The 25,471-nt window shown below is 62.6% G+C and carries 29 protein-coding genes; 14 read left to right on the top strand and 15 right to left on the bottom strand.

The features are described from left to right. The first annotated feature begins 115 nt into the window (after nucleotides 1-115). The 4 genes from PO860_RS03870 (at nucleotide 116) to PO860_RS03855 (ending at nucleotide 3,230) form a co-directional block, all read left to right on the top strand. Entirely contained in the window at nucleotides 116-1,027 is a 912-nt protein-coding gene (locus PO860_RS03870) for an MBL fold metallo-hydrolase (RefSeq protein WP_275038180.1), read from the top strand. A 73-nt stretch (nucleotides 1,028-1,100) separates the two neighbouring features. Continuing rightward, on the top strand, nucleotides 1,101-1,766 hold the full coding sequence (locus PO860_RS03865; protein WP_183606658.1) for a nitroreductase: 666 nt from the start codon (nucleotides 1,101-1,103) through the stop codon (nucleotides 1,764-1,766). Between the two features lie 33 nt (nucleotides 1,767-1,799). Then, complete coding sequence (locus PO860_RS03860) at nucleotides 1,800-2,372, top strand: NADPH-dependent FMN reductase (protein WP_183606115.1); 573 nt, start codon at nucleotides 1,800-1,802, stop codon at nucleotides 2,370-2,372. 192 nt (nucleotides 2,373-2,564) lie between these two features. After that, nucleotides 2,565-3,230, top strand: coding sequence for a glutathione S-transferase family protein (locus tag PO860_RS03855; RefSeq protein WP_183606114.1), 666 nt, complete (start codon nucleotides 2,565-2,567; stop codon nucleotides 3,228-3,230). Nucleotides 3,231-3,233: 3 nt separating this feature from the next. Here PO860_RS03855 and PO860_RS03850 read toward each other — a convergent pair whose 3' ends face one another. Further along, on the bottom strand, nucleotides 3,234-4,130 hold the full coding sequence (locus PO860_RS03850; protein ID WP_275038179.1) for a LysR substrate-binding domain-containing protein: 897 nt from the start codon (nucleotides 4,128-4,130) through the stop codon (nucleotides 3,234-3,236). Nucleotides 4,131-4,242: 112 nt separating this feature from the next. Between PO860_RS03850 and PO860_RS03845 the strand changes: the two genes are divergently transcribed. Both PO860_RS03845 and PO860_RS03840 read left to right on the top strand, forming a co-directional pair. Continuing rightward, nucleotides 4,243-4,437, top strand: coding sequence for a hypothetical protein (locus tag PO860_RS03845; RefSeq protein WP_183606112.1), 195 nt, complete (start codon nucleotides 4,243-4,245; stop codon nucleotides 4,435-4,437). A gap of 37 nt (nucleotides 4,438-4,474) precedes the next feature. Beyond that, nucleotides 4,475-4,834: an MmcQ/YjbR family DNA-binding protein gene (locus tag PO860_RS03840; protein WP_275038178.1), complete on the top strand. Its 360-nt coding sequence runs from the start codon at nucleotides 4,475-4,477 to the stop codon at nucleotides 4,832-4,834. On the opposite strand, the gene PO860_RS03835 is transcribed toward PO860_RS03840, so the two are convergent. Together PO860_RS03835 and PO860_RS03830 are read right to left on the bottom strand one after the other, a co-directional pair. Next, on the bottom strand, nucleotides 4,819-5,439 hold the full coding sequence (locus tag PO860_RS03835; protein WP_273880495.1) for a glutathione S-transferase family protein: 621 nt from the start codon (nucleotides 5,437-5,439) through the stop codon (nucleotides 4,819-4,821). The genes PO860_RS03840 and PO860_RS03835 overlap by 16 nt on opposite strands. 307 nt (nucleotides 5,440-5,746) lie before the next feature. Beyond that, entirely contained in the window at nucleotides 5,747-6,103 is a 357-nt protein-coding gene (locus PO860_RS03830) for a DUF4406 domain-containing protein (RefSeq protein WP_275038177.1), read from the bottom strand. A 142-nt stretch (nucleotides 6,104-6,245) separates the two neighbouring features. Between PO860_RS03830 and PO860_RS03825 the strand changes: the two genes are divergently transcribed. Further along, the gene (locus PO860_RS03825) at nucleotides 6,246-7,001 is read left to right on the top strand and encodes a DeoR/GlpR family DNA-binding transcription regulator (RefSeq protein WP_273880494.1); all 756 of its coding nucleotides are present in this window, start codon (nucleotides 6,246-6,248) and stop codon (nucleotides 6,999-7,001) included. A 76-nt stretch (nucleotides 7,002-7,077) separates the two neighbouring features. Here the strand turns inward: PO860_RS03825 and PO860_RS03820 are convergent, their stop codons facing one another. Both PO860_RS03820 and PO860_RS03815 read right to left on the bottom strand, forming a co-directional pair. Then, a complete protein-coding gene (locus tag PO860_RS03820) occupies nucleotides 7,078-8,085 on the bottom strand; it encodes an asparaginase (protein ID WP_275038176.1) in 1,008 nt (335 codons plus the stop codon). Nucleotides 8,086-8,354: 269 nt separating this feature from the next. Then, nucleotides 8,355-8,693, bottom strand: a complete 339-nt coding sequence (locus PO860_RS03815; protein ID WP_183606105.1) for a hypothetical protein — start codon at nucleotides 8,691-8,693, stop codon at nucleotides 8,355-8,357. A gap of 582 nt (nucleotides 8,694-9,275) precedes the next feature. Here PO860_RS03815 and PO860_RS03810 point away from each other — a divergent pair. Continuing rightward, a complete protein-coding gene (locus PO860_RS03810; protein WP_183606104.1) occupies nucleotides 9,276-10,487 on the top strand; it encodes an MFS transporter in 1,212 nt (403 codons plus the stop codon). Between the two features lie 28 nt (nucleotides 10,488-10,515). On the opposite strand, the gene PO860_RS03805 is transcribed toward PO860_RS03810, so the two are convergent. Further along, a complete protein-coding gene (locus tag PO860_RS03805) occupies nucleotides 10,516-11,148 on the bottom strand; it encodes a helix-turn-helix transcriptional regulator (RefSeq protein ID WP_183606103.1) in 633 nt (210 codons plus the stop codon). 94 nt (nucleotides 11,149-11,242) lie between these two features. Here PO860_RS03805 and PO860_RS03800 point away from each other — a divergent pair, with 94 nt between their 5' ends. Then, nucleotides 11,243-12,682 (top strand): MFS transporter, encoded by a 1,440-nt coding sequence (locus tag PO860_RS03800; protein ID WP_275038175.1) that lies wholly within the window; start codon nucleotides 11,243-11,245, stop codon nucleotides 12,680-12,682. A 26-nt stretch (nucleotides 12,683-12,708) separates the two neighbouring features. On the opposite strand, the gene PO860_RS03795 is transcribed toward PO860_RS03800, so the two are convergent. The 4 genes from PO860_RS03795 to PO860_RS03780 all read right to left on the bottom strand — a co-directional run bounded on the left by PO860_RS03795 (nucleotide 12,709) and on the right by PO860_RS03780 (nucleotide 16,864). Continuing rightward, on the bottom strand, nucleotides 12,709-13,707 hold the full coding sequence (locus PO860_RS03795; RefSeq protein WP_183606101.1) for an NAD(P)H-quinone oxidoreductase: 999 nt from the start codon (nucleotides 13,705-13,707) through the stop codon (nucleotides 12,709-12,711). A 180-nt stretch (nucleotides 13,708-13,887) separates the two neighbouring features. Beyond that, the gene (locus tag PO860_RS03790; RefSeq protein WP_275038174.1) at nucleotides 13,888-15,711 is read right to left on the bottom strand and encodes a GGDEF domain-containing protein; all 1,824 of its coding nucleotides are present in this window, start codon (nucleotides 15,709-15,711) and stop codon (nucleotides 13,888-13,890) included. 155 nt (nucleotides 15,712-15,866) lie between these two features. Next, the gene (locus tag PO860_RS03785; RefSeq protein WP_126826347.1) at nucleotides 15,867-16,109 is read right to left on the bottom strand and encodes a ribbon-helix-helix domain-containing protein; all 243 of its coding nucleotides are present in this window, start codon (nucleotides 16,107-16,109) and stop codon (nucleotides 15,867-15,869) included. Between the two features lie 206 nt (nucleotides 16,110-16,315). Then, nucleotides 16,316-16,864, bottom strand: coding sequence for an HdeD family acid-resistance protein (locus PO860_RS03780; RefSeq protein WP_183606099.1), 549 nt, complete (start codon nucleotides 16,862-16,864; stop codon nucleotides 16,316-16,318). 139 nt (nucleotides 16,865-17,003) lie between these two features. On the opposite strand from PO860_RS03780, the gene betI reads away from it, so the two are divergent. From betI to betA, 3 genes are all read left to right on the top strand, one after another. Next, nucleotides 17,004-17,600 carry a transcriptional regulator BetI gene (betI, locus tag PO860_RS03775; protein WP_183606098.1) on the top strand — a complete coding sequence of 199 codons (597 nt, stop codon included), beginning with the start codon at nucleotides 17,004-17,006 and terminating at the stop codon, nucleotides 17,598-17,600. Nucleotide 17,601: 1 nt separating this feature from the next. Next, complete coding sequence (gene betB / locus PO860_RS03770) at nucleotides 17,602-19,065, top strand: betaine-aldehyde dehydrogenase (RefSeq protein WP_275038173.1); 1,464 nt, start codon at nucleotides 17,602-17,604, stop codon at nucleotides 19,063-19,065. 179 nt (nucleotides 19,066-19,244) lie between these two features. After that, nucleotides 19,245-20,894, top strand: coding sequence for a choline dehydrogenase (gene betA / locus PO860_RS03765; RefSeq protein ID WP_273880485.1), 1,650 nt, complete (start codon nucleotides 19,245-19,247; stop codon nucleotides 20,892-20,894). 68 nt (nucleotides 20,895-20,962) lie between these two features. On the opposite strand, the gene PO860_RS03760 is transcribed toward betA, so the two are convergent. The 5 genes from PO860_RS03760 to PO860_RS03740 form a co-directional block, all read right to left on the bottom strand. Then, the gene (locus tag PO860_RS03760; RefSeq protein WP_183606095.1) at nucleotides 20,963-21,370 is read right to left on the bottom strand and encodes a helix-turn-helix domain-containing protein; all 408 of its coding nucleotides are present in this window, start codon (nucleotides 21,368-21,370) and stop codon (nucleotides 20,963-20,965) included. Nucleotides 21,371-21,374: 4 nt separating this feature from the next. Beyond that, on the bottom strand, nucleotides 21,375-21,662 hold the full coding sequence (locus PO860_RS03755) for a type II toxin-antitoxin system HigB family toxin (RefSeq protein ID WP_183606094.1): 288 nt from the start codon (nucleotides 21,660-21,662) through the stop codon (nucleotides 21,375-21,377). A 108-nt stretch (nucleotides 21,663-21,770) separates the two neighbouring features. Continuing rightward, nucleotides 21,771-22,244, bottom strand: a complete 474-nt coding sequence (locus PO860_RS03750; protein ID WP_272783213.1) for a DUF6644 family protein — start codon at nucleotides 22,242-22,244, stop codon at nucleotides 21,771-21,773. An 18-nt stretch (nucleotides 22,245-22,262) separates the two neighbouring features. Beyond that, on the bottom strand, nucleotides 22,263-22,649 hold the full coding sequence (locus PO860_RS03745; RefSeq protein ID WP_272783212.1) for a DUF6152 family protein: 387 nt from the start codon (nucleotides 22,647-22,649) through the stop codon (nucleotides 22,263-22,265). Between the two features lie 106 nt (nucleotides 22,650-22,755). Then, nucleotides 22,756-23,202, bottom strand: a complete 447-nt coding sequence (locus tag PO860_RS03740; RefSeq protein ID WP_183606091.1) for an RrF2 family transcriptional regulator — start codon at nucleotides 23,200-23,202, stop codon at nucleotides 22,756-22,758. Between the two features lie 420 nt (nucleotides 23,203-23,622). Between PO860_RS03740 and PO860_RS03735 the strand changes: the two genes are divergently transcribed. Next, nucleotides 23,623-24,381 carry a phosphoadenylyl-sulfate reductase gene (locus PO860_RS03735; RefSeq protein ID WP_275038172.1) on the top strand — a complete coding sequence of 253 codons (759 nt, stop codon included), beginning with the start codon at nucleotides 23,623-23,625 and terminating at the stop codon, nucleotides 24,379-24,381. A gap of 135 nt (nucleotides 24,382-24,516) precedes the next feature. Then, nucleotides 24,517-25,470: a sulfate adenylyltransferase subunit CysD gene (cysD, locus tag PO860_RS03730; RefSeq protein WP_183606089.1), complete on the top strand. Its 954-nt coding sequence runs from the start codon at nucleotides 24,517-24,519 to the stop codon at nucleotides 25,468-25,470. The last annotated feature ends 1 nt before the right edge of the window (nucleotide 25,471 follow it).

Raw genomic sequence — 25,471 nt, 5'->3', positions numbered from 1 at the left:
GCAATAGCCTGATATACGTTTGACGTACGCCTCCTAGACCTGGGTGTGATTCCGTCTCCAGCGCGAATGGAGATAATGAACCACATCAGCAACGGACAGTCAGGAGGAGACGAATATGGACAATATCGCACGCCCCGGTAGCCCGAAACCCGACGAACTGGTTCCGTCGCGTTACTCTTTGCAGATCGGCGACATCGACGTCATGGTGGTCAGCGATGGCGTGCTGACGCTGCCAGGCGCGATGCTGGGCCACAACGCCGACCCGGCCCTGCGGTCGGCCTGGCTGGACTATAATTTCCTGCCGACGGAGACGCTCGACTGGGGGCTGAACGTGGTCGTGGTGCGCAGCGGCGGCCGAACCATTCTCCTCGATGCCGGGCTGGGATCGGACCCGAACTTGAACTTGCCGCGGGCCGGGCAACTGGCCCATCGACTTCAGGCCGCCGGCATCGATCTTGCGTCGGTGACCGACGTGGTGCTGACCCACATGCACATGGACCATATCGGCATGCTGCTCGTCGACGGGGTGAAGGAGCAACTGCGTCCGGACCTTAGAATCCACGTGGCGGCGGCCGAGGTCAAATTCTGGACCGCGCCCGATTTCTCCCACGTCTCCATGCCGCCGGGGTTCCCGGACGCGCTTCGACGGGCGGCCAAGCAGTTCGCGGAAGAGTACGGCAGCCATCTGCAGCCGTTCGAGGAGGAGTACACGGTGGCGCCGGGCGTGGTCGTCACCCGCACCGGCGGCCACACTCCCGGGCACAGCGTGATCCGCCTGGCGTCCGGCAGCGACCGGCTGATGTTTGCCGGCGATGCTGTGTTCGCGGTCGGGTTCGAGCATCCCGACTGGTTCAACGGCTTCGAACACGACCCGGAAGAGGCGGCTCGCGTCCGTATCAGTCTTCTGCGGGAGCTGGCGGCAACCGGCGAGCTGCTGGTGGCGACTCACCTGCCCTTCCCATCCATCGGCCATGTGGCGATCGAAGGCGACGCCTTTCGTTGGGTACCGATCTTCTGGGACTACTGACCGCTTGCGGGTCGGGGCCGAACTGGACGACTGCTGGGTGTTTGAACGAAACGAAGGCGGCAAGGAGGCGATCATGGATGTATATGAGGCAGTCAAAAGTCGACGCTCGGTGCGCGGGTTCAAAGACAAGCCGGTGGCGCGGGAGGTGCTGGAGCGTGTGCTGTCGGCCGCAGCCTGGTCGCCATCGGGATCGAACATCCAGCCGTGGAACACCTACGTGATGACCGGCGCACCGCTGGCCGAGCTCAAGACATCGGCCGTCGAGCGTGTGGCCCACGGCGACGCCTGGGACAAGCGGCAGTACGAGATGTACCCGTCCGCGCTGAAGCCCCCCTATGGGGAGCGCCGATCCGCCTTCGGCAAAGAGCGCTACAGCGCGCTCGGCATTGCGCGCGAGGACTGGGAGGCGCGCCAACGGGCGGCAATCGCCAACTGGAACTGTTTCGGCGCGCCCGCCGCGCTGTTCTGCTACATCGACCGTGACCTCGGCCTGCCCCAATGGGCCGACGTCGGTATGTATCTGCAGACCGTCATGCTGCTGCTCCGCGCCGAAGGGCTGCACAGCTGCCCGCAAATGGCGTGGTCGCAGGTTCGCGAGACGGTGGCGGAGGCCCTGTCACCCCCGGACGGGCTCATCCTCTTCTGCGGCATGTCGATCGGCTACGAGGACCCCAACGTAAGTTACGCCCGTACCGGCCGCGCCCCGCTTGCCGAGACGGTCACGTTCCTCGGCGAATAGCGACTGCGATCAAAGGACAAGAGGGAGAACGCCATGACCACACATAAAGTCGGTTATCTCATCGGCAGCCTCGCCAAGGGTTCGATCAATCGCAAGCTCGCCAAGGCGTTGGTGCGGTTCGCCCCGCCGGAACTTGATATGTCGGAGATATCCTTCAAGGATCTGCCGCTCTACAGCTACGACTATGACGCCGACTACCCTCCGGCCGGCAAGGCATTCAAGGCGGCGATCGCGGCCGTCGACGCCGTGCTGTTCGTCACGCCCGAATACAATCGATCCATACCCGGCGGGCTGAAAAACGCCATCGACTGGGCAAGCCGCCCCTACGGCACCAACTCGTTCACACGCAAGCCGTCCGCGGTGATCGGCACGTCGCCGGGCGCGATCGGCACAGCCGTCGCCCAGCAGAATTTGCGCAGCGTGCTGAGTTTCTGCAACTCTCCCCAGATGAATGCCCCGGAAGCCTACATTCAGTTCACACCGGGGCTGATCACCGATGACGGCGAGGTCACCAACGAGGCCACCGCCAAGTTCCTTCACACCTTCATGCAGGACTTCCATGTCTTCATCGCAAGGGTTCGCTCGGTGCTGCCGAGAGATGCCTAGAGGGCGTATTCGGAATTCGCGGCCATGAACTGTCGGCCGCGACGTTGACGCAATTCCGGACGCAAAACCGCGACGCACTTTTGCGGGACTTGTTTGCTATCAAAAGCTTTCATCGTCCTATCAGCGCCACGGACTTTTCCGAGGCCGATCCGGCATTTACCCTTGCTCGCACAACATCGCGGGGAAACGTTCATGCTGACAATCTACGGGGTCTATCGATCGCGCGCCTCACGCGTCTACTGGATGGCGGAGGAGCTTGGGCTCGAATTTCAGTCGGTGCCGGTGCTGCAGGCCAGGCGGCTCGCAGATCCGCTGGCGCCCGAAGCGCCGCTCAACACGCACTCGCCTGATTTCATCGCCGTCAACCCGATGGCGCAAATCCCCAGCATTCGGGATGGCGACCTCGTCATGCACGAGTCGCTGGCGATCAATCTTTACCTCGCTCGTAGACATGGCGGGCCGCTTTCCGGCCAAACCGTCGAGGAAGACGGATTGCTGACGATGTGGACGGTCTGGGCGGCGGCGGAGGTCGAGCCGCAGACGGTGAAGATCGTGCTGACCTATGATAACGAGCTCGAAAACAGCGACGGCGGCCAGGAGACGATCGCCGTTGCCTGCCGCTCGCTGCGCCGGCCGCTGGCGGTCCTCGAAAGCCACCTTGCCGGCCGGCAATGGATCGTCGGCGACCGCTTCACGGTTGCCGATCTCAACCTCGCCGAGGTGCTGCGCTATGCCCAGAGCGAAGAGGCCCTGTTCGATGCGCATCCGAATGTCAAAGCCTGGATCGAGCGCTGCCAGTCCCGGCCGGCCTATCGGGCGATGCAGGCGACGCGCGGCAGGGAGCCGATCGAGATATGAAGATTACCGGAAAAGCGCGACGGTGCCGGCCATCTCTTCGCGGATCCAGGCCTTGAAATCCTTGACCTTCTTCGGCTCGCGAATGCCTTCGGCGGTGACGAAGTAGTGGCCGAAGCCAGTCCGGGCGCGAATGCCGAAGGGGGCGACCAGCCGGCCTTCGGCGAGCGCAAAGCCGGAAAGGGTCTGCCAGGCAAGCATGACGCCCTGCCCGGCGATCGCCGCATCGAGGCAGAGCGAGGCATCGTTGAAGACGTGGCGCGTTGCCAGCGTCGCGCCTGACAGTCCGGCCGCGCGCATCCAGACCTCCCAGGTGAACATGGCATGGTCATCGATGATGGCAGGCAGGGCGAGAATATCGGCGGGCTCTTGCAATTTCGCCGCCATCTCAGGCGAACAGACGGGAAAGACCTCCTGTTCCAGCAGCAGTTCGGCCTTCACGTCAGGCCATTTGCCGGTGCCGACGCGGATGCCGATATCGACATCGCAAAGCGCCGGACTGACGAGATTGGTCGTTGCATCCAGCCGCAGCTTGATATCAGGGTGACGCGCGGCGAAGCGATCGAGCCGGCAGACCAGCCAGCGGGCGGCGAAAACCGGCGCCACCGAGATGGTCAGGATCGTATCGTCCTTGCGGCTTGCGATCGATACCGCCGCCGAAAGCCGAGCGAACCCCTCGTCGAGCGCCAAGAGCACCGGCCGGCCGGCTTCGGTGGCGATCATGCCCCTTGCGGTACGCTCGAAGATCACCTGACCGAGCTGGGCTTCGGCCTTGATAACCTGCTGGCTGACGGCGCCGACCGAGACGCCGAGCTCATCGGCGGCGGCCTGGAGCGAGCCGAGACGACCGACGGCTTCGAGCGCCCGCAGGCCGTTGAGATGTACCATATTCAAGTTCTTCATATAGTTTTTCTATAGCAGCACCGCATTAATCTCAATTGAAAATCCGCCTGGCAGAGGTGACATTGCAGCATGCGGTTGAGATCCCTCACCGCTTGAGAAAGCGAGGCATGCCATGTCGTTGCTGAAGTTTTTCTTGAGAGATACCGTTCAGGTGGAAGGCGCAGACATTGCTCCGGCCTGGAAGGACGACCCGCTTCGGCATCCCGAGGTCGAGCGCATGTCGATGCGGGAGATCGCCGATCTGCCGCTCGGGATGCCGGCCGGCTTTCCCACGGAGGCCAAGCCGAGGCTGGCGAAATGCGCGTGAAGATGTGCTAGGTTTCGCCCTGACGGAAAGGGCTGACATGGCCGACAATGTCGATGAGATCTTCGAGCGCCTGAAGCGGCTGGCGGCGGAAGCCGGCCTGCTCGATGTCGAGGAGAACACCTCCTACGGCCATCCGGCCCTGAAGGTCGGCGGCAAGAGTTTTGTCGCGGTGAAGAACGCCGAAACGATCGTCATCTCGATTTCGCTCGACGACAAGGATCACCTGCTGGAGATGGCGCCCGACATCTACTTCCAGACCGACCATTATGTCGGCTGGCCGCATCTGCCGGTGCGCGCCGCCATGATCGGCGACGAGGAATTGCGGTTGCGGCTGATCGGCGCCTGGCTGTTCCGGGCGCCGAAGAAGCTTGCCAGTCGCTATCAGGCCCGATCGTAGGCCAGTGCCCGCTGGACGGCCGGACGCTGCAGCATGCGGGCGTGGTGGTCGCTCGCCTTTTCGAAGCGGGCGGGATCGACGCCGTCCGACGGCAGCCAGTCGGTCATGACGAAGAGATAGGGATCGGCGAGCGAATAGGCCTCGCCCATCACCCAAGGGCCTTCGAACATCGTCTGTTCGATCAGCGTGAAGCAATCGGCCATATTCTGCGGCACCTTGGCCTTCATCGCCTCGATGGCGGCCGGATCGTCGGCCCAGCGCGAGCCGCGCGGGCGATGGGCATGATTTACATGCACGGTCGAGCAGATATAGCTGTTGAAGGCCTGCAGCCGCGCCATTTCGAAGGCATCGTCCAGCGGCGCGAGTTTCGTGGCCGGCGCGCTTGCGGCGATGAAGCCGAGGATCGCCGGCGTTTCCGTCAGCACGCCGCGGTCGGTGACCAGCGCCGGCACCCGCCCCTTCGGGTTGATCTTCAGGTAGTCCGGCAGGCGCTGCTCGCCATCGCGGATGCTGATCTTCTTTGTTTCGAAGGCCAGGCCGGATTCTTCCAGGGCAATAAGGCTTGCGAGCGCGCAGGTTCCCGGCGCGTAATATAGTGTCAGCATGATTGTCGACTCCCTTTCGGCAAGGGTTATAGCGTAGCGGTCGGTGCGCCGGAACTGCGGAGATTGGTGGTTTGATCTTCCGTCGGGACGAAGGTGGGTGTGAGGGTATGATCGGTGTGCCGTGTCGCGCCCCTCATCCGGCTGCCGCCACCTTCTCCCCGCGCGCGGGGCGAAGGGACATGCCGCACCCTCTCCGTTCCCTCCCAACTATCTAACCGGTTGCACATGGCACTTGAGATTGCCTTGTCAGCCAACGCAGCCGGATACGATAGGCGCCTCTTCTTTCTCCGGAGCAAACAGGCGCCGCTCACCCGCAGCCCGGCACATCCTCCAGCCGGTGCCAGACCGGGATGCCGCGTTCCCTGGCGATGCGGACGTCGTTGTCGGCGCCCTTGGATTCACCGGGCAGACGCAGCACGCCCTCGCAGAGTTCAAGCAGCCGGCCGGCGACCGGGTGGAAGATCTCCTCGTAGAGCACATCGCCGACCGACTTGCCGCCGGCGGCGCGCCAGATCGGCAGGGCCACCCATTCGCCGATCATCGGCACGTGGCCGGCTTCAAAGAGCGCGTGCGAAGGCGCTTCCAGCCGCTTCAGGTTGGCGGCCATCTTTTCCGGGTCGTCACCCGTTCCCGACCTGTAGGGGCCGGCAATCAAAATCAACATGATCCACTCCTTCGCTCCGCTTATGCGTGAGCACACTCCCGGCTTCATGCGCGGGATAGCGTGAAAATGCACGATATTTCTTGAATGTCGAGTCACTTCGTGCAATATCATGCCATCTCGTTCATTTTCGTGCGGAGAGACGATGCTGACGACGCAACGCAAGGCCCTGATTCTCGATATCCTGCGCCGTGACGGCCAGGTGGTCGCCAAGCGCGTCGCCGAGGATTTTTCCCTTTCGGAGGACACGATCAGGCGGGACCTCCGGGAAATGGCGGCCGAGGGGCTGTTGAAACGGGTGCATGGCGGGGCGATGCCGCTTTCGCCTGATCTGCCGGATTTTTCCGCGCGGCGCAGCGTTTCATCACAGATCAAGGCGCGGCTCGGGGCCGCGGCGGCGGCAATGATCCGGCCGGGCCAGATGATCTTCCTCGACGGCGGCACGACGACGGCGGAGATCGCCAGGCACTTGCCGCGCGACATGCCGCTGACGGTTGCGACCCACAGCCCGACGATCGCCGCCGAACTGGAGCACCATCCGACAGCCGAAGTGATCCTGGCCGGCGGGCGGCTCTATAAACATTCGATGGTGGCAACAGGCGCGGCGGCGGCGGCGGCGATCTCGCAGCTTCGCCCCGACCTGTTCTTCCTCGGCGTCACCGCCGCCCATCCGGTGCACGGGCTTTCCACCGGCGATTTCGAGGAGGCGGCGATCAAGCGCCATATCGCCCGCTGCGCAGCCGAAACGCATGTGTTGCTGACGGAGGAGAAGTTCGACCTCGTCTCGCCCTGCCCGGTGCTCGGCGTTTCCGAGGTGGCGGGGCTGATCGTGCCGATGGAGATGACGGTCGAGCGGCTGAAACCCTATCGCGATCTCAACGGCACGATCGCCACAGCGTGAGGACCCTGCGGGCTGCCCTGCCCTTGCGGCATCCGGGAACCATGCTCAGCTCGCCGGCAAATATGCGCTTCAGCGCTTATGCGGTCAGGGCGGAGGTGACCCTGATATCGCCGACATGGATGCCGTTCCAATTGCGCATCGACGTGGCGGCATGGGCCATCAGGGCGGCATGCACCTCGTCCTCGGTCTCGAAGAACCGGGCGAGTGTGGCCGCCACCATCGCCTCGGCGGCCCGGGTCGTGCCGTCCTCGCATTTCAGCGCGATGGCGATGCCCTTTTCCGGGATCGCGGCGCAGAAGACGCCCTCGGCGCCTGTCTTGACGAAGATGCGGCCGGGGGCGATCTGCATCAACGCGGTGCAGGCGCGGCCGGTGCCGGCGACATAGAAGGGCTCGGCGATGCAGGCCTCGATCAGCCGGCGGGATGCCTTGGCGCGCAAGGCCTCCAGGCCGGCGCCGGTCGCCATTTTGGCAAAACCGTGGGCAAGGCTTCTGAGCGGCACGGCATAGGTCGGAATCGAGCAGCCGTCGGTGCCGCAGCTCTCGGCGCCGAGCACGGCGCCGGTCAGGCTTTCCATCGCCGCCCGGATTTCGACCTGCAGCGGATGCTCGTAGCCGACATAGCCCTTTGGATCGAGATCCTGATGGCAGCAGGCGCAGATGAAGCCCGCATGTTTTCCCGAGCAATTGTTGTGCAGCGCAGTCGGCGCATCGAGCGTGCGGGCCTGATGGATCAGGACCTTCTGGCTCATCGACCAGTGGGCGCCGCATTCCAGCGTTTCGGCATTGCGGCCGGCACGTGCGAGCATGGAGGCGGCAAGCGCCACATGCTCGTCTTCGCCATTGTGCGAGGCGCAGGCCAGCGCCAATTCCTTGTCGCCGAAACCATAGGCATCGGCAGCGCCGCTCTCGACCAGCGGCAGCGCCTGCATCGCCTTGCAGGCCGAACGCGGAAAGACCGCGGCGTCGATATCGCCGAGCGAGAAGACCAGCCTGCCGTCGCCATCGACGACAGCCACCACGCCGCGATGGCGACTTTCGACGAGCAGGCCACGGGTGACTTCGACGGTGACGGGATTGGTCATGAGCTCTTGTCCGGATGCTGGCGGGATGGGCAGGCATAACGCGTCACGCGGCGAAAGCCAACGGGGGTTAGGCTGCCCCTCACCCTAACCGTCTCCCCGTAAAACGGGGAGAGGGGACGTGCCCTGCGAAAAGTTGGCGAGGAACGGAGAGGTCGCGGCATCCCCCTTCGCCCCGCAAGCGGGGAGAAGGTGCCGGCAGCCGGATGAAGGGGCTTTTGTGGTCTCGGCCCATCGATATCGCGAACGCCTACCTTCCGGTCTGCGCTTTTCTATTCTCTTTCAACAACGATTTTACGCAGGACACCGCCACTGTCAGGAACCTGGACTTCGATGGCTTTGCTCTTATTTCCGGGTTTCGCCTTGCCGCAAATTGCAATCGCAGCTCTCATGAGGCCTCTGTCAGTCATGCGTTCTCTGTCAGTCGGTATGACTGGCTTAAAGGTGTCTGTGGCTTGTCTCGCCGATTCCCATGTCATCTGGAAACCACATCCCCTCATCACAATATCCCGAAAGAAGTGTTGAATGAGCGGCCGACCGTCAGGAGCAACGCTACTGCAACCTGCAACGGCGAAAGAAAGCGCAACAGCGCCAACAAAGCGAAATTTCATTGTCCCCATCCAATTGATCAACCCCGGCGAGCACTAACGGCAGAAGATTGATAGAATCAATCGGTTGCGGGCACGGCGAGCATTTACGCCGGAGGCGGCGAGTGTTGGTGGGCCGCAGCCCGCAACCTCCGCCATCCCAGGCCTTGAGTTTCGGCGCATCGAGACGCTATCGTGCAACCCGGTTCACATTCCAAGGAATTATTTTGCAATCGGGCATATCTATCACCGAGTCCACTTTGTTGGCACTTTTCACGATTGTCTCTCTGAGCTTAGCGTGTTGGTTGGCACGCCGGCCCGCAAAGGCGAGCGTCGGAATCGCCCTTGGAGTCCTTCTTGGACTGGTGTTGATATTCACCACCTCAGCTCTGGCCGCTTTTTTGGGACACGTTCTTCCCGTGGGGCAAATCGACTTCTGGTTCTCCAATCTGGTCGCGAAATTCTGAGGCGTTCAGCCCCCGTTGCGGACTCCGACGGCAATCACATCCCCAAACATTCATCACATAAATTGACCGAAGCGATCGAAAACTATCGTTTCTCTGATGTGTCCGATGCAGCTAAGAGTGGTGCATCAGGAACCATCCCATGTCATCCACTTTCTCCTTGATCCTTGGCGACAACAGGATTCGCATTCCGGCCGTGACCCTCGTCGCGCTCGCCTTCACCTATGCCTCGACCGCGCCCTATCAGTCGATCATCGGGATCAACGAACTCGGCCTTGGCAATGGCACCTATTCGGCGCTGATCTTCTTCTCGGCAATCGTCAACGTCACGACGAGCCTGACGCTCGGCATCTGGTCGGACAGGCTGAAAGAGCGCCGGCCGCTGGTGCTGGGGCTTTCGGTCGCCGGCATGCTCGGCTTCGGGTCGATCGCGATCATCCACAGTCCCGCCGTCTTCATCGTCTCGACCCTGTTGCTGGTGCCGATGAGCAATTCCAGCTATTCGCTGCTGTTTGCCAGCCTGCGCGCCAGGACCAATCAGATGGACCGCGGCCAGGGGGCGGCGATCACCGCAACGGTGCGGGCGCTGTTTTCCGGCTCATGGGCACTGGCGCCGGGGATGATCGGCCTCTATCTCGTCAACTCGCCGTCGATGACGCCGGCCTATGGGATCGCGGCCTTCGCAAGCCTCAGCTGTTTCTGCCTGTATTTCTTCTTCGCGCCCGGAAACGGCACTGCCGGTCCGTCCCCCGATCAGCCCGGGTTCTTTGCGTCGCTGAAACGGATCTTCATGCCTTATGTGCTGGTGCGCGTCATCGTCATGGCGCTGCTGTTCGGGCTGCAGCGGCTGAACAGCATGCTCCTGCCGCTGATCATCACCCATGCGGCTGGTGGAACCGTGGTCGATGTCGGCTTCATCGCCGGGCTGACGGCCCTTCTCGAAATGCCGTTCATGATGATCTGGGGCATGGCGCAACGGCACTTCCGCACCGTGCATGTGCTCGCCTTCGGCGCGCTGATCTATTGCGCCTATCTGCTGCTGCTCGGTTTTGCGTCCGCGCCCTGGCACATCTATGCGCTGCTCCTCCTCAATGCCTGTGGCGCCGCGGCGATCCTCAGCGTGCCGATCACCTATCTGCAGGACCTGATCGCCGACCGGCCGGGGCTCGGAACCTCGCTGCTCTCGCTCAACACCTTCATCGGGACCGGCATCAGCGCCGGGCTCTTCGCCTTCGGCACAGCGATCACCGATTATTCCGGCACCGCCTTCGTCGGCGCGGCCGCCGGTCTCGCATCGATCGGGGTGCTGCTCTATCTCGAAAGCAGCCGCCGGCAGGTGCGCCAGCCGGCGTGACACGCGTCGGGTTTCCGATCGCTCCGCCTCAATGCGGGGTTACGCGGTAGGCGCAGCGGCGGGCGCCGGCGAGAATGTGTTCGCTGCGCTCGACGTCGGCGCCGAGGACGGCGCGGAAGGTTTCGAGTTCGGAGCGGCAGAAGCCGGCGCAGGCGGCCGCCGCCGCGCAGATGGGGCAGTGGTTTTCGACCAGCATGAACGAACCGTCCGCCTCCCGCCAGCTGTCGGCCATATAACCTTCGCGGGTGCGGATGGCGGCGAGGCCCTCGACACGCGAGGCGAGGTCGCCCGCCCTCTCCAGTTCCTGCCGATAGCGCTGCAGCGTCTCGGCCTCGCGGGCCGAGATGACGGCGTCGAGCGCTGCCGGGCCGAGTTGTTCGACCAGTGTGCCGAGCAGATTTGCCGTCAATTCGGCATGGCCGTCGGGAAAGCGGCGGTTGCCGGCGGCGGTGAGATGCCAGAGCTGGCGCGGCCGTCCCCTGCCGGCAGCGGCAACGGTCACCGGTTCCACCAGCCCCTCCTCCGCCATCCTGGCGAGCTGCTGGCGGGCAGCCTCGCCCGAAATGCCGAGCGCATCGCCGATGGCGGCGGCAAGCTGGGGGCCGTCGGTCTTTATCAGGATCAGAATCCGGTTGGCGGGGGATTGGCGCATATTTTCCAAGTCAAGTCTTGTTTTAATCGACGCAGCATGTAATTTTCCAATTTATAACTTGGAAAATAATTCTTCGCCAGCAAAAACCTCGGGGAGTCATCCCATGTCGAATATCGATCAGACCGCCGCCATTCCGGAGTCCAGCTCCGTTCTGGCGCTTTTCCTGCCCCGGCATCTGCCGGCAACGCTGATGCTTGCCGGCGGCGTCGCGCTCTATGCGGTCGAGAGTTATATCACCGCAACGATCGCCCCCTCGATCGTGCGCGATATCGGCGGGCTGGCGCTGTTTTCCTGGGTCACCAGCCTGTTCGTCGCCGCTGCCGTGCTCGGCTCGATCTTCGTCGCCATGCGGCCGCGCGGGATCACGCTTCGCGCCGTCTATGTGATCGCCGCGCTGGTTTTCGGCGTCGGCAGCCTGGTTGCTGCAGCCGCCCCGTCGATGCCGGTGGTGCTGATCGGCCGTGCCATCCAGGGTCTTTCGACAGGTGCGCTGGCAGCACTCGGCTATGCCTTCATCCGCTTCGTCTATCCCGAGCCGCTATGGCCGAAGGCCTCGACACTCTATGCGGCGATCTGGGGCGTGGCGACCGTCATCGGGCCGACGCTCGGCGGCTTCTTTTCCTCAGGCGGCAGCTGGCGCTACGCCTTCATCGTGCTCGTGCCGCTCGGCCTTGTGATGGCGGTTCTGGCGCCGCGGCTGCTGCCTGAGGTCGAGGACGACCGCGAACAGGTCAAGACGCCGGTCGTGCAGATCGGGCTGCTGCTTGCGGCCGTGCTGATGGTCAGTACGGCAGGCACGATCGAAATGACGGGCGCAAAAATCGTGCTGATCGCCGCCTCGGTCGCCGCGGTATCGGCCATGCTTGCCGTCGAGCGGCGAAGCCGCAACCGCCTGCTGCCTTCCGGCGCCGTCAGCCTTTCCACGCCGATTTCACGGGTTTACCTGACGATGTTCGCCGTCACCGTCGTGCTCGTCAGCGACGTCTTCATTCCTTATTTCCTGCAGGTCCTGCACGGGGTGACGCCGATCATTTCCGGCTACCTCGTGGCGCTGGTTGCGCTCGGCTGGACGTTTGCGGCCTTCTTCGGCGGCTCGTTGACCGGCAGCAGAGCGCACGCCGCGATCGTCATCGGGACGCTGATCGAGGCGGCAGCGACCGCATCGCTGGCTTTCTTCCTCGCCAGCGACAATCCCTCGGCGCATATGCTCGTCATCGTGCCGGCGGCGATCGGCATGTTCATGATGGGTTTCGGCATCGGTCTCGGCTGGAGGCATCTCGTCGCCATGGTGCTGATGCTCGTGGCCGACAGCGAACAGGACAAGGCTTCTTCGGCGATTCCGACGATGAGTTCGCTCGGCGGCGCCTTCGGGGCCGCCTTCTCAGGCGTCATCGCCAATGGCGCCGGCCTCGTCGATCCCGGCGGCATATCGGGCGCGCTTGCAGCGGCGCGCTGGCTTTATCTGCTGATGGCGCTGCCGGGGGTCCTCGCCGTCGGCATATCCCTGACGCTCGGGCGCCGCGCCTCCAGCAGGACGCGCTGAGAGTGCTTTCTCCTGCTGGAATTGCTCTAGCCCAAACGCAGCATGATCTTGCCGACATGGCTGCCGTCTTCCATCAGCCGGTGCGCCTCGATGACCTCCTCGAAGGCGAAGACCTTGTGGATAACAGGGGCAACAGAGCCGGACTCCAACAGCGGCCAGACCTGCGACAGCAGATCGTCGCGGATGGCGCGTTTTTCCTCCGCCGTGCGCGGGCGCATGGTGGAGCCGGTCACCGTCAGGCGCTTCACCATGATCGGCGACAGATTGACCTTTTCGGCGAGCGCGCCGCCGAGAAAGGCGATGATCGACAGGCATCCATCCTTTGCCAGCGAGGCGAGGTTGCGCTCGAAATAGGAGGCGCCGATCATATCGAGGATGATATCGACGCCGCCGCCGGTCTCTGTCTTGATCACCTCGGCGAAATCCTCGGTCCGATAGTTGATCGCGCGCATGGCGCCGAGCGCCTCGCAGGCCTCGCATTTCTCGCGTGAGCCGGCCGTCACATAGACCTCGGCGCCGAAGGCGCGGGCAAGTTGGATCGCCGTGGTGCCGATGCCGCTGGAGCCGCCATGGATCAGCACCGTCTCGCCTTCCGTCAGCCCGGCCATCTGGAAGAGATTGGCCCAGACGGTGAAGAAGGTCTCCGGGAGAGCGGCAGCCTTGACCGCGTCATAACCCTTGGGAAAGGGCAGGATCTGGCCTGCCGGCAGCAGGCAATATTCGGCATAGGCGCCGCCATTGGCCAGGCCGCAGACCTTGTCGCCGATGCGATAGCCGCTGACGCCGGGCCCGATCGCAACGATTTCGCCTGCAAGTTCCAGGCCGAGAATCGGGCTCGCATCCCTGGGCGCGGGATAGCTGCCCTGACGCTGGGCGACATCAGGGCGGTTGACGCCGATAGCCTCGGCGCGCACCAAAACCTCGCCTTGACCGGGCACCGGCAGCGGCCGCTTGCCGATCATCATCACCTCCGGCCCGCCGAAGGACGGCAGATCGACGAAACGCATTTGCTGAGGCAGTGACATGACCCGACCCTCCCTGATCCGAAGCAACCGGAATAAATCAGCCCCGGAGGCTTGGGAAGGCTGGAAGTGGCAAGGGCGTCAATTCGCCTCGCCCACGGCATCCGTGCAACTTGCGCGTCAGGTCTTTATTTTCTCGCATATCGTTGCCGCAAAACCGCTGCACAGTTTTGCACGGCATGCTCAGAAAGACGCGCTGGGCTGCAGAAGATGGAAGACCAGACCTTCGTCGCTGTCCTTGGCGGCCGACTTGATGACGGCGATTTCGGCGCTGACGCGGTTGATATCGTCGATGACGAGGCCTTCCGGCAGTTCGATGACGCCGATCGAGCAGCGCATCAGCGGGAACAGGGCTTCGGCGCCGGTGCGGTCGTGACCGAGGATGCGGCCGGCGGCGCGGTGTTCCTCGGAATAGAGATCAAGCACGTCGTCATGGAAATCGCCGATCAGCCGGTCGAGAATTTCCGTCAATTCCTCCTGCGTCCAGCCGACGACGCCGACGAAGAAATCGTCGCCGCCGACATGGCCGAGGAAATGGCGCTCGGCGAAGAAATAGCGGCGCATCAGCGCGGCAAACAGCGAGATCGCGTGGTCGCCGAGATGGAAGCCGTAGGCATCGTTGAACGGCTTGAAATTGTCGAAATCGCAATAGCAGAAGTGGCGGACCTCATCGCCGTCGCGGCCGGACTGGCGCATGAAATCGCGAATGGCGCGATTGCCCGGCAGGCCGGTCAGCGGGTTCTGGTCCTGGGCGGTCTTCAGCTGCTTCTCGTTGATGACCTTGATCAGCGAGGCGGCGGAGACGACGCCGGCATAACGCATATTGTCGGTCAGGATCAGGCAGTTGCTGCCTTCCATATTGGCGAAGATCGCCATCAGTTGCTCGGCATCGCTGTCGAGGCCGACGATCGGCGCCATCTCGACGAAATGGGAAATGCTGCGCTCGTACATCTTATTCTTCAGGAGATCGCGGCCGAAGGGCTGGTAGATATATTCCTTGAGATGATGCTCGTGGATGATGCCGCGCGGCTCGTCATTGGCGTTGAGGACGGGAAAGAAAGCCTGACGCGGGTTGCGGCGGAAGAGTTCGAAAACGCTGTCGATGCTGTCGTTCTCGTAAACCGTCGGCAGGAGTTCGATCTGCTTGCGGATCAGGATTTCGTCGAGCGACTGGCTGCCCCGTTTGCCTTTGCCGAGCTCCTGCAGATGCGGGAAGGACGACGCCAGCTCCGATAAATGCGTCGTCGGGCGGGAGACGAACCAACCCTGGACGAGGTCGACGCCGTATTCGCGGCAGGCGATGAATTCGGCCTCGGTCTCGATGCCTTCGGCGATGACGCGCGTGCCGAGCACATGGGCGATGTTGACGATGCTCTTCAACAGATGGCGCTTGCGCGGGCTGCGGTCGATCTCGGCGACGAAATGCCGGTCGATCTTGAGGTAATCGACGGCATAATCGCAAAGCAGCTTCATCTCGCCATGGCCGACGCCGAAATCGTCGATCGCCAGCTTGAAGCCGGCCTTGCGCAGCTTCGAAACCAGGCCGGCAAATTCCGGCACGCTGGTATTGTCGAACCGCTCGGAGAATTCGAAACAGACGGAGGATGGCGGAATATTGGCCTTGCGCAGATGCTGCAGCAGGTTCTCGACCAGGCGTTCGCCATGCGGGATCAGCCGGACATCGAGATTGAGGAACAATGTCGCGGTGGAAAAATTCGACAGCGTGGCGAATTTGGCGAGCGCCCGGCTCGCCAGCATCTGTTCGAACTGCAGCAGCTGGCCGGCCTGATGGGCCTCGTCGAGGATGTCGAGGGGCGTGTCGTAGCCGATGCGTTCCTGGCCGCGCATCAGCGATTCATAACCGAAAACCGTGCCGGTGCCGGCCTCGACGATCGGCTGGAAGGCGTTCTCGACCACCAGCTTGGCCAGCGTGACGATCTGATCGCTGGCATAGCGGCGCAGGACGCCGGGCTCGACGGCGGCAGCCGCAGACGTTCCAGTCTTCATGTGGGCCGATCTCCACTGTGACTTGTTCTTTTTCGTCCGGAACTTGCCGCAGAAGGATCAATGAACCCTTTCGCCAATGTGAAAGTTTTATGAAACGCGCAGGGCACCCACGCGTTCCGGCCTATTCAATTTTTCTAATGCAATCAAATGCTTGCTCAGGCGGAGCGACGGCGCTCCGCCTCGTGATCGGCGAACATGTCGGCGACGCATCTGCCGCCGGATGGCGCGCCCTCGTCGCCCAGAACATCGTCCCGGAATTCGTTGAGCTTCCGAGCGGTGTCCCAGAGGCGCAGCGCCTCGCGGACGACCTCGCTGCTCGAGGCATAACCGCCATTGTCGACGGCGGCGCGGATACCCGCTGCCTGTTGCGGAGAGATGGAAACGGTGACCATCGGCATGAACTTCCTCCCTTTCTGATCAGGCAGAACCCTGCCTTTGGGGGACGCATGACCATTTTCAGCATTCTCGGCGATATCAGCCGGTGCCTTGGTGCATTCGCACATAGGACGATCCGCGTGCTCGGACCGAGCCCTAACCCCTAAAGTCTAATCCCCTGTCATCCCCTTGTCAAAAAAGAACGGCCGGAACGCCGATTTCCACAGCTTCAACTGCGGATACCGAAGCCGAAAGCGATCATCATCCAGCCCTGGACGATGAGATCTGCCGCCAGGAAAAGGCCGAGGATCCAGAGACTGTTCACCGGCCAGCCGAGCGCGATGACGAAACCGGCAAGCGCAGTGATGAGACCGCTTGCGGTGATCCAGCCCCAGCCCTTGAGTGGCCGCATGCGCATGCCGACCCAGAGACGGAAGATGCCGGCCACGAGCAGCGCAATGGCCAGCAACAGGGTCAAGGCCGCCGAGGTGAAGATGGGATTGATGAAGGCGCAGATACCGGCAAGCAAGTAGAGCACGCCGCTCAAAGCCCAAAAGAGCACATGATCCCAGCCGCGCACTTGGAAGGCATGGATGAGATAGATGAGGCCGCCTGCCAGCATGAGCATGCCGACATAAAAGACCGAAGCGACGGTCGCCATCAACAGGTTGCTGAGGGCGATGAGGCCGCAGATGAGAAGCAGTACGCCGAGGCCGACGAACCATACCCATTTCGACCGCAGCGAGGATTCGGGCATTCCATCGAAGAGACTGGTCATAACACACCTCCTGATCAACTTCGCATATGTTGCGCCAGTTCTTCCGGAAAAGATCTGCGCCAGATCAAATTGACAAAGATTTTTATTGATTGGTCAGTCAATCAAAAATAATCTGGTCTGGTTTTCAGGGAGTTTTCGTTTGCCGAAGGTCGGAATGGAGCCAGTGCGCCGCAAGGCGCTTGTCGATGCGGCGCTGCGGGTGATCGGCGATCACGGCTCGCTTGCCGTCACCATGTCCGACATCGCCCGCCAGGCCGGCGTGTCGCCAGCCCTTGCGCATCATTATTTCGGCAGCAAGGAGCAATTGCTGATCGAGACGATCCGCTCGCTTCTGCGGCAGCTGCGCAGCGATACGGTGGCGGCCCTCAAGGCCGCCAGGACGCCGCGGGCACGGCTTTCGGCCGTCATTCGTGTCAGCTTCCACGCCGACCAGTTCGCGCCGGAGACGATAGCCGCCTGGCTTGCCTTCTACGCCGAAGCGCAGCGCTCGGAGGAGACCCGGCGCTTCCTGGTGATCTATGCCCGGCGGCTGCGCTCGAATCTGTTGGCCAATCTCAAGGCATTGCTGCCGTCCGACGCCGCAGAACGCATTGCCGAGGGCGCAGCAGCGATGATCGACGGGCTCTATATCAGGCAAAGTCTGAAATCCGCGCCGATCGGCATCGAAGCCTCGATCGCGCTGACAGAGGATTATCTGAACGCGCTTCTTTCCACCACCTCCCCCAAGGACAAATGACATGAAAGCCCAGCCGAAAGCCTCGCACTTCATCGACGGCGAATATGTCGAGGATACCGACGGCACCGTCATCGAGAGCCTCTATCCCGCGACCGGCGAGGTGATCGCCCGGCTGCATGCGGCAACGCCTGCGATCGTCGAAAAGGCGATTGCCGCAGCCAAACGCGCCCAGCCGGAATGGGCGGCGATGAGCCCGATGGCGCGCGGTCGCATCCTCAAACGCGCCGCCGACATCATGCGCGAGAGGAACCGGGCGCTTTCCGAACTGGAGACGCTCGATACCGGCAAGCCGATCCAGGAGACTATTGTCGCCGACCCGACCTCGGGCGCCGATGCCCTCGAATTCTTCGGCGGCGTCGCGCCGGCCGGGCTCAACGGCTCGCATATCCCGCTCGGGCAGGACTTTGCCTATACCAAGCGGGTGCCGCTCGGCGTCTGCGTCGGCATCGGCGCCTGGAACTATCCGCAGCAGATCACCTGCTGGAAAGCCGCCCCGGCGCTCATCTGCGGCAATGCCATGGTGTTCAAGCCATCCGAGAACACGCCGCTCGGCGCATTGAAGATCGCCGAGATCCTGCATGAGGCGGGACTGCCGAAGGGGCTCTTCAACGTGATCCAGGGCGACCGCGACACCGGACCGCTGCTGGTCAACCATCCCGATGTCGCCAAGGTGTCGCTGACCGGCTCGGTGCCGACCGGCCGCAGGGTCGCGGCGGCGGCCGCCGGCAACCTCAAGCATGTGACGATGGAACTCGGCGGCAAGTCGCCGCTGATCGTCTTCGACGATGCCGATCTCGATTCGGCGGTCGGGGGCGCGATGCTCGGTAATTTCTATTCGACCGGCCAGGTCTGCTCGAACGGCACGCGCGTCTTCGTGCAGAAGGCTGTTAAGGACGAGTTCCTGAAGTGGCTGAAAGTCCGCACCGAAGCGATGTTGATCGGCGATCCGATGGACGAGGCGACGCAGGTCGGGCCGATGGTCTCCTGGGCGCAGCGCGAGAAGGTGATCGCCTATATCGAGAAGGGCAAGGCCGAGGGCGCAAGGCTGATTGCCGGCGGCGGCATTCCGAACAACGTCTCCGGCGAAGGCTATTACGTGCAGCCGACGGTGTTTGCCGACGTCACCGACGACATGACCATCGCCCGCGAGGAGATCTTCGGGCCTGTGATGTCGGTGCTCGATTTCGACGATGAGGACGAGGTGATTGCGCGCGCCAATGCCAGCGAATTCGGCCTGTCCGGCGGCGTCTTCACCGCCGACCTCACCCGCGCCCACCGCGTCGTCGATCGGCTGGAAGCCGGCACGCTGTGGATCAACACCTACAATCTCTGCCCGGTGGAAATCCCCTTCGGCGGCTCGAAACAATCCGGCTTCGGCCGCGAGAATTCGCTGGCGGCGCTGGAGCATTATTCCGAGCTGAAGACGGTCTATGTCGGCATGGGGCCGGTGGTGGCGCCTTATTGAATTGAAACACATCTGCCCTTTGCCCCTCACCCTAACCCTCTCCCCGCTCGCGGGGAGAGGGGGCGTGCCAAACGCAGCGTCGAGGTTGGGGAAGCCGGTGCGGCATGTCCCTTCTCCCCGCAAGCGGGGAGAAGGTGGCGGCGGCCGGATGAGGGGCAGGCTCTAGGAAAGACAAGACCATGCAAGCAGATTTCGTCATCATCGGCTCGGGCTCGGCCGGCTCCGCCCTCGCCTACCGCCTGTCGGAAGACGGCAAGAACAGCGTCCTCGTCATCGAGGCGGGCGGCAGCGATTTTGGGCCGTTCATCCAGATGCCGGCGGCGCTTGCATGGCCGATGAGCATGAAGCGCTACAATTGGGGTTATCTGTCCGAGCCGGAGGCGAACCTCAACAACCGGCGCATCACCGCGCCGCGCGGCAAGGTGATCGGCGGCTCCTCCTCGATCAATGGCATGGTTTATGTGCGCGGTCATGCCGAGGACTTCAACCGCTGGGAAGAGCTCGGCGCCAGCGGCTGGGCCTATGCCGACGTGCTTCCCTATTTCAAGCGGATGGAACATTCGCATGGCGGCGAAGAGGGCTGGCGCGGCACCGACGGGCCGCTGCACGTACAGCGCGGCGGCTTCACCAACCCGCTCTTCCGCGCCTTCATCGAGGCCGGCAAACAGGCGGGTTTCGAGACGACGGAGGATTATAACGGCAGCAAGCAGGAAGGCTTCGGGCTGATGGAGCAGACCATCTTTTCCGGCCGCCGCTGGTCTGCCGCCAATGCCTATCTGAAACCGGCGCTGAAACGGGACAATGTCGGGATCGTCTACGGCCTGGCGCGCAAGATCGTGATCGAGGACGGGCGGGCGACGGGCGTCGAGATCGAACGCAAGGGCAGAACAGAGGTGGTGAAGGCGAACCGCGAGGTGATCGTCTCGGCCTCCTCCTTCAATTCGCCGAAGCTCTTGATGCTGTCGGGCATCGGTCCCGGCCAGCATCTGCAGGAGATGGGCATTGCGGTGAAGGCCGACCGGCCGGGCGTCGGCGCCAATCTACAGGACCATATGGAATTCTACTTCCAGCAGGTGAGCACCAAGCCAGTGTCGCTCTATTCCTGGCTGCCATGGTTCTGGCAGGGGGTGGCGGGCGCGCAATGGCTGCTCTCGCGCGGCGGGCTCGGCGCCTCCAACCAGTTCGAGGCCTGCGCCTTCCTGCGCTCCGCACCCGGACTGAAGCAGCCCGATATCCAGTATCATTTCCTGCCGGTGGCGATCAGCTATGACGGCAAGGCGGCGGCAAAAAGCCACGGCTTCCAGGTGCATGTCGGCTACAACCTGTCGAAATCGCGCGGCAGCGTCAGCTTACGCTCCGCCGATCCCAAGGCCGATCCGGTGCTGCGCTTCAACTATATGAGCCATGCCGAGGATTGGGAGAAGTTCCGCCACTGCGTGCGCCTCACCCGCGAGATCTTCGGCCAGAGCGCCTTCAACGACTATCGCGGCCCGGAGATCCAGCCCGGCGAAGGCGTCCAGAGCGACGAGGAGATCGATGCCTTCCTGCGCGAACATCTGGAAAGCGCCTACCACCCCTGCGGCACCTGCCGGATGGGCGCCAAGGACGATCCGATGGCGGTGGTCGATCCGCAAACGCGGGTGATCGGCGTCGACGGCTTGCGCGTCGCCGACAGCTCGATCTTCCCGCACGTCACCTACGGCAATCTGAACGGCCCGTCGATCATGACCGGCGAGAAGGCCGCCGACCATATCCTCGGCAAACAGCCGCTGGCACGCTCGAACCAGGAACCGTGGGTCAACCCGCGCGCGGCCGTCAGCGACCGCTGAAGCGCAGAGCACTATTGGGCGCCAACTGCCACCGACCGATAGTCGCTGGTCGTCAGGGATGTCTATCGTCAGAGCGATAGAAATGCGGATGCCGGAATCAGAAATCGCTCGCTCAGCGCGCGGGCTTGTCGAACATTGATTTGCCGCTTCCCGCTCAAAATCTCAGACACGACGGACTGAGCGCCCACTTCCGGCAGCTCGGACTGGCCAAGGTTGCGCTCCTCCATGACATAACGGAGCGCATCGGCGCCGGTCACCGGAGGCATTGGACGGTTCTGCTCGTCATAGGCCTCAACGAGGTCCGCCATACGAGACGCAAGCAACGCCAAGGGATGATCCTCGTCGTCGCCAACTTCGGCGAGAATCTCGTCGAGTTGCTCCACGAGATGATCATACTCAGCTTCATTGGCCGGCGTGGCAAGAAGAGGAGCCACATGCGTCCAGTGCTCGCTGACCAGTTTTACAAGTGCGCTCATCGGCCTACCCCTTCCACGCTCCTTTGTCGTACTCGGCATGATCCATCATCCGCTGAATATAGACCTTCCTGAATTTGTAATGCACCACCGCGATCAAGCGCAGCTTGTTGCCGCCAATGTCGAACACGTGGTGTTGCCCGACTTTGTCTGTTGCTGGAAACAGTGCCTTCATATCGGCGAAGTCTGTCGGCTCCGACGATTTCATCAGTCGATACCAAGTATCCAGGGCATTGGCTGCTTGAGGCCATCGGTCTTTCGCCTCCCAGATCTTTTTCTGTGTGATGACGTGCATAAATCCGGAATTGCGACATCGTATTTTGCTATATACAATCTAGCGCAACCATCTGACTATAGCAAGTTGCTATGAAGGAGATCGAAGGCCGGCGGGCGGATCTGTGCCTCAGAGGAAACCAATCCACCGACCGGCGAGCACGGCAGCGATCCAGACCGTGGCCGACAGCGCCGCAGAGAAGCGCAGGCCGGGCCGGACGATGCCTGTCGACACTGCCGTTTTCCAGCCTCGCCCGAAATGCACGATCAACAGGTTGAGGAGGCCGAGGGCGATCAGACCAAGCTTGGCGAGGAAGGCGGGATTGGCGGCATATTCGACCGCCCGGACTGTGAACAGGCAGAAACCGGTCACAACAGCCGCGGCAAGGCCGACGCCGGCGGCGCGGGAGAGAAACGGGGCGAGGATCTCAACCGGCACCTTGCGGAACAGACCGGCGAGCCTCAGATCGAGCGGCAGGATGGCGCCGACAAGAATGCCGATCGCCAGGATATGGCCCGCATTGACGAACATATAGGCTGTTGCGGAGCGCCGCAGCGCGCCCGCGGGCGCGGTGGCTGACAGCCATTCGAGAATGTCGATCACGGCTCGGTTCGCCCGGGGTCAGTTCGTCCGGATGCGGTCGGGATAAATATCGTAGCGCTTCTCGCCGATGGTGAGGCGCACCGCCTTCATCCGCTTCTCCTTCGGATCCTGCGAACGATTTCCGAGCGCCACCACCTTATCGCCGGGCTTGGCGACGCCTTCGACGAAGCCCGAGCGTTCCGTCTGGCGCGGATTGCCGAGTTCGACCAGCCAGACGCCATCATCGGCGGTGGCGACATTAAGGGTCGGATGCGGCCCGCCCATCGAGATCTTCTCTATGGTGCCGGCAAGCTCGATCTGATCCGCCTCGGCCCACGACCAGCCGTGATGGGCGGCGGCGCCTGTGGCGAAAACTGCCGAGAGCATGGCCGCAGCAACGATTCTCTGTGCTGAGATTCTAAACATGATGTCCTCCCTACCCGTCTGGGCAGGCAGGTGGAGCATCACCGGGCGAAGAAAAGGGATTTCACCAAATCTTGAAGAAAGATGTGGGGTCAGCTCAACCCAATGCTCAGGCCAGCAGTCGGGTGACTTCGGCGCTGTGTTTTGGGGCGACGGCATCGGCGATGGTGGTCGAGAACAGCACCTTGCGGGTGGCGTCGGCCACCTTGGCGAAGACGTGGCGGATCTGGCAGTTCTGCTCACCGTCGCAATCGTCGCATCGGCGGTAGGCGGTGATCGACAGACATGGCAACGGCGCGATCGGGCCGTCAACGATGCGCAGGATCTCGCCGAAGGTGATGGCGTGGGCAGGTTTGAGCAGGAGATAACCGCCCTGCTTGCCGCGGCGGCTGGCGACGACGCCGTGATGTTTGAGGTCGAGCAGGATCTGTTCGAGGAACTTTTTCGGGATCTTTTGCTGCGCCGCGATATCGGAAATCATCACCGGTTCATCGGCATCGGCATCAGCCAAGACCGTGAGCGCCCGCAGCGCATATTTCGCCTTTTGCGTAATCATTTTTGACCATCGACACACACAGGCAGTGCAGATTTCCGCACTGCTACGGAAGTACTTTCGTCTCTATGGCACAACCCGCATGAACGGAATTTGAACGCGCCGGAGAAAGCCTTGAGAGACAAGCGTTTTGGCCTTGTTTTTTGCTCTCGGCCAAGCTCTGTTAATCTATGCCAAAAGCGCGCCTTCTGCACCATTTTCGGCATCACTTCAGATTTCCGATTGACAGGCCGCGTGTAACCCTACTATTTCTATAGACATTCAAGCTGCTCGTGTGGATTTTCATCCGCAGGCGGCTGCTTTTCTGTATCGCGGCGGCTTCGGAGAGATATTTGCTCCTCCGGCCGCAGCTTTCGAAATCCCTTTTTCTGTCCGATCCCTGTGTGAACTGCGATACTCCCGTCAACAAAGGACAGGATTCTCATGACTGCTATCAATCTGATTGCGGCAGACGGGCCGATTGCAGAAGCCAAGGCGCTGAATGACAGGCTGGCGAGTCTCGACCTTGCCGGACGTCTGTCGCTGGTTTCAGGCCTTGGCGGCCGTGTGGTGTTCACCACCTCGCTCGGCATCGAAGACCAGGTGATCACCGCCGAGATCGGCACGCACCGCCTGCCGATCGATGTCGCGACACTGCAGACCGGCCGGCTGTTTGCCGAAACGCTGGCGCTGATCGAAGAGACCGAAAACCAGTACGATATCGTGATCCGCCGCTTCGAGCCGGAGAAGGCCGATATCGACGCCTATGCGGCGCAATATGGTCTCAATGGTTTCTACGAGAGCGTCGAAGCCCGGCATGCCTGTTGCGGCGTGCGCAAGCTGAAGCCGCTTGCCCGCGCACTCGATGGTGCTGCAATCTGGATCACCGGCCTGCGCCGCGGCCAATCGGCCAACCGCGCCGAAACGCCCTTTGCCGAATATGACGCCGAACGGCATCTGTTGAAGGTCAATCCGCTCGCCGATTGGGACCTGGAGGCGATCAAGGCCTTCGTTGCCGCAAACGGCGTGCCGATCAATCCGCTGCATGCCCGCGGCTATCCCTCGATCGGCTGCGAGCCCTGCACGCGGGCGATCAAGCCCGGCGAGCCGGAGCGCGCCGGCCGCTGGTGGTGGGAGCAGGACGAGACGCGCGAATGCGGCCTGCATGTCGCCGAAGAGGCCGCGGTGGTCGCCGCACAATAATCAACTTCACGGCTTACCGGATCAGGGCGCGGCGATCGCCGCGGGCCCTTGGGGGAAGCGAGCTTCCCCGGGGAGGCCAACACTTAAGAAATTGCCTTGCGGGCAGCCGTAAGGATCGACAGTCTGGAGTAAGACATGCCCGATAGCCGTCCGGATACGGAACTCAGCAATCCGCAGAGCACCAAGGCGCCGCTCGACCCGCATCTGAAGGCGCTGGAAAACGAATCCATCCATATCTTCCGCGAGGTCGCGGCCGAGTTCGAGCGTCCCGTGATGCTCTATTCGATCGGCAAGGATTCCTCGGTGCTGCTGCACCTGGCGCGCAAGGCCTTTTATCCTGGCCGTGTGCCCTTCCCGCTGCTGCATGTGAACACCGGTTGGAAATTCCGCGAGATGATCGCCTTCCGCGACGAGACCGCGAAGAAGTATGATCTCGATCTGATCGAGCACATCAACCCGCGCGGTGCGGCCGAAAACATCACGCCCTTCACCCATGGTTCGGCCGCCTTTACCGACATCATGAAGACCGAAGGCCTGCGCCAGGCGCTTGATGCCGGCCAGTTTGATGCCGCTTTCGGCGGCGCGCGGCGCGACGAGGAAGCCAGCCGCGCCAAGGAGCGGATCTATTCCTTCCGCACCCCCGACCATCGCTGGGATCCGCGCAACCAGCGGCCGGAACTCTGGAATATCTATAACGGCATGATCCGCAAGGGCGAGAGCGTGCGCGCCTTCCCGCTGTCGAATTGGACGGAGGTCGATATCTGGCGCTACATCCAGGCCGAAGACATTCCGCTGGTGCCGCTCTATTACGCCAAGAAGCGGCCCTTCGTGGAGCGCGACGGCATGATGATCCTGGCCGAGGATCCGCGCCTGGAACTGCTGCCCGGCGAAGTCCGCCAGGAAGGCATGATCCGCTTCCGCACGCTCGGCGACTTCCCGCTGACCGGCGCCATCCGCTCTGAGGCCACCACCCTCGAAGAGGTGATTGCCGAACTCGAAATTGCAACGGTGTCCGAACGCCAGGGCCGCGCCATCGATCGCGACCAGTCCGGCTCCATGGAAAAAAAGAAGCGTGAAGGATATTTCTGAG

The organism is Rhizobium binxianense (assembly GCF_028994275.1).
GTDB classification, from domain to species: domain Bacteria; phylum Pseudomonadota; class Alphaproteobacteria; order Rhizobiales; family Rhizobiaceae; genus Rhizobium; species Rhizobium binxianense.
Note: the sequence above shows the minus strand (reverse complement) of the source record. Positions and strands in the feature narration are given on the sequence as shown.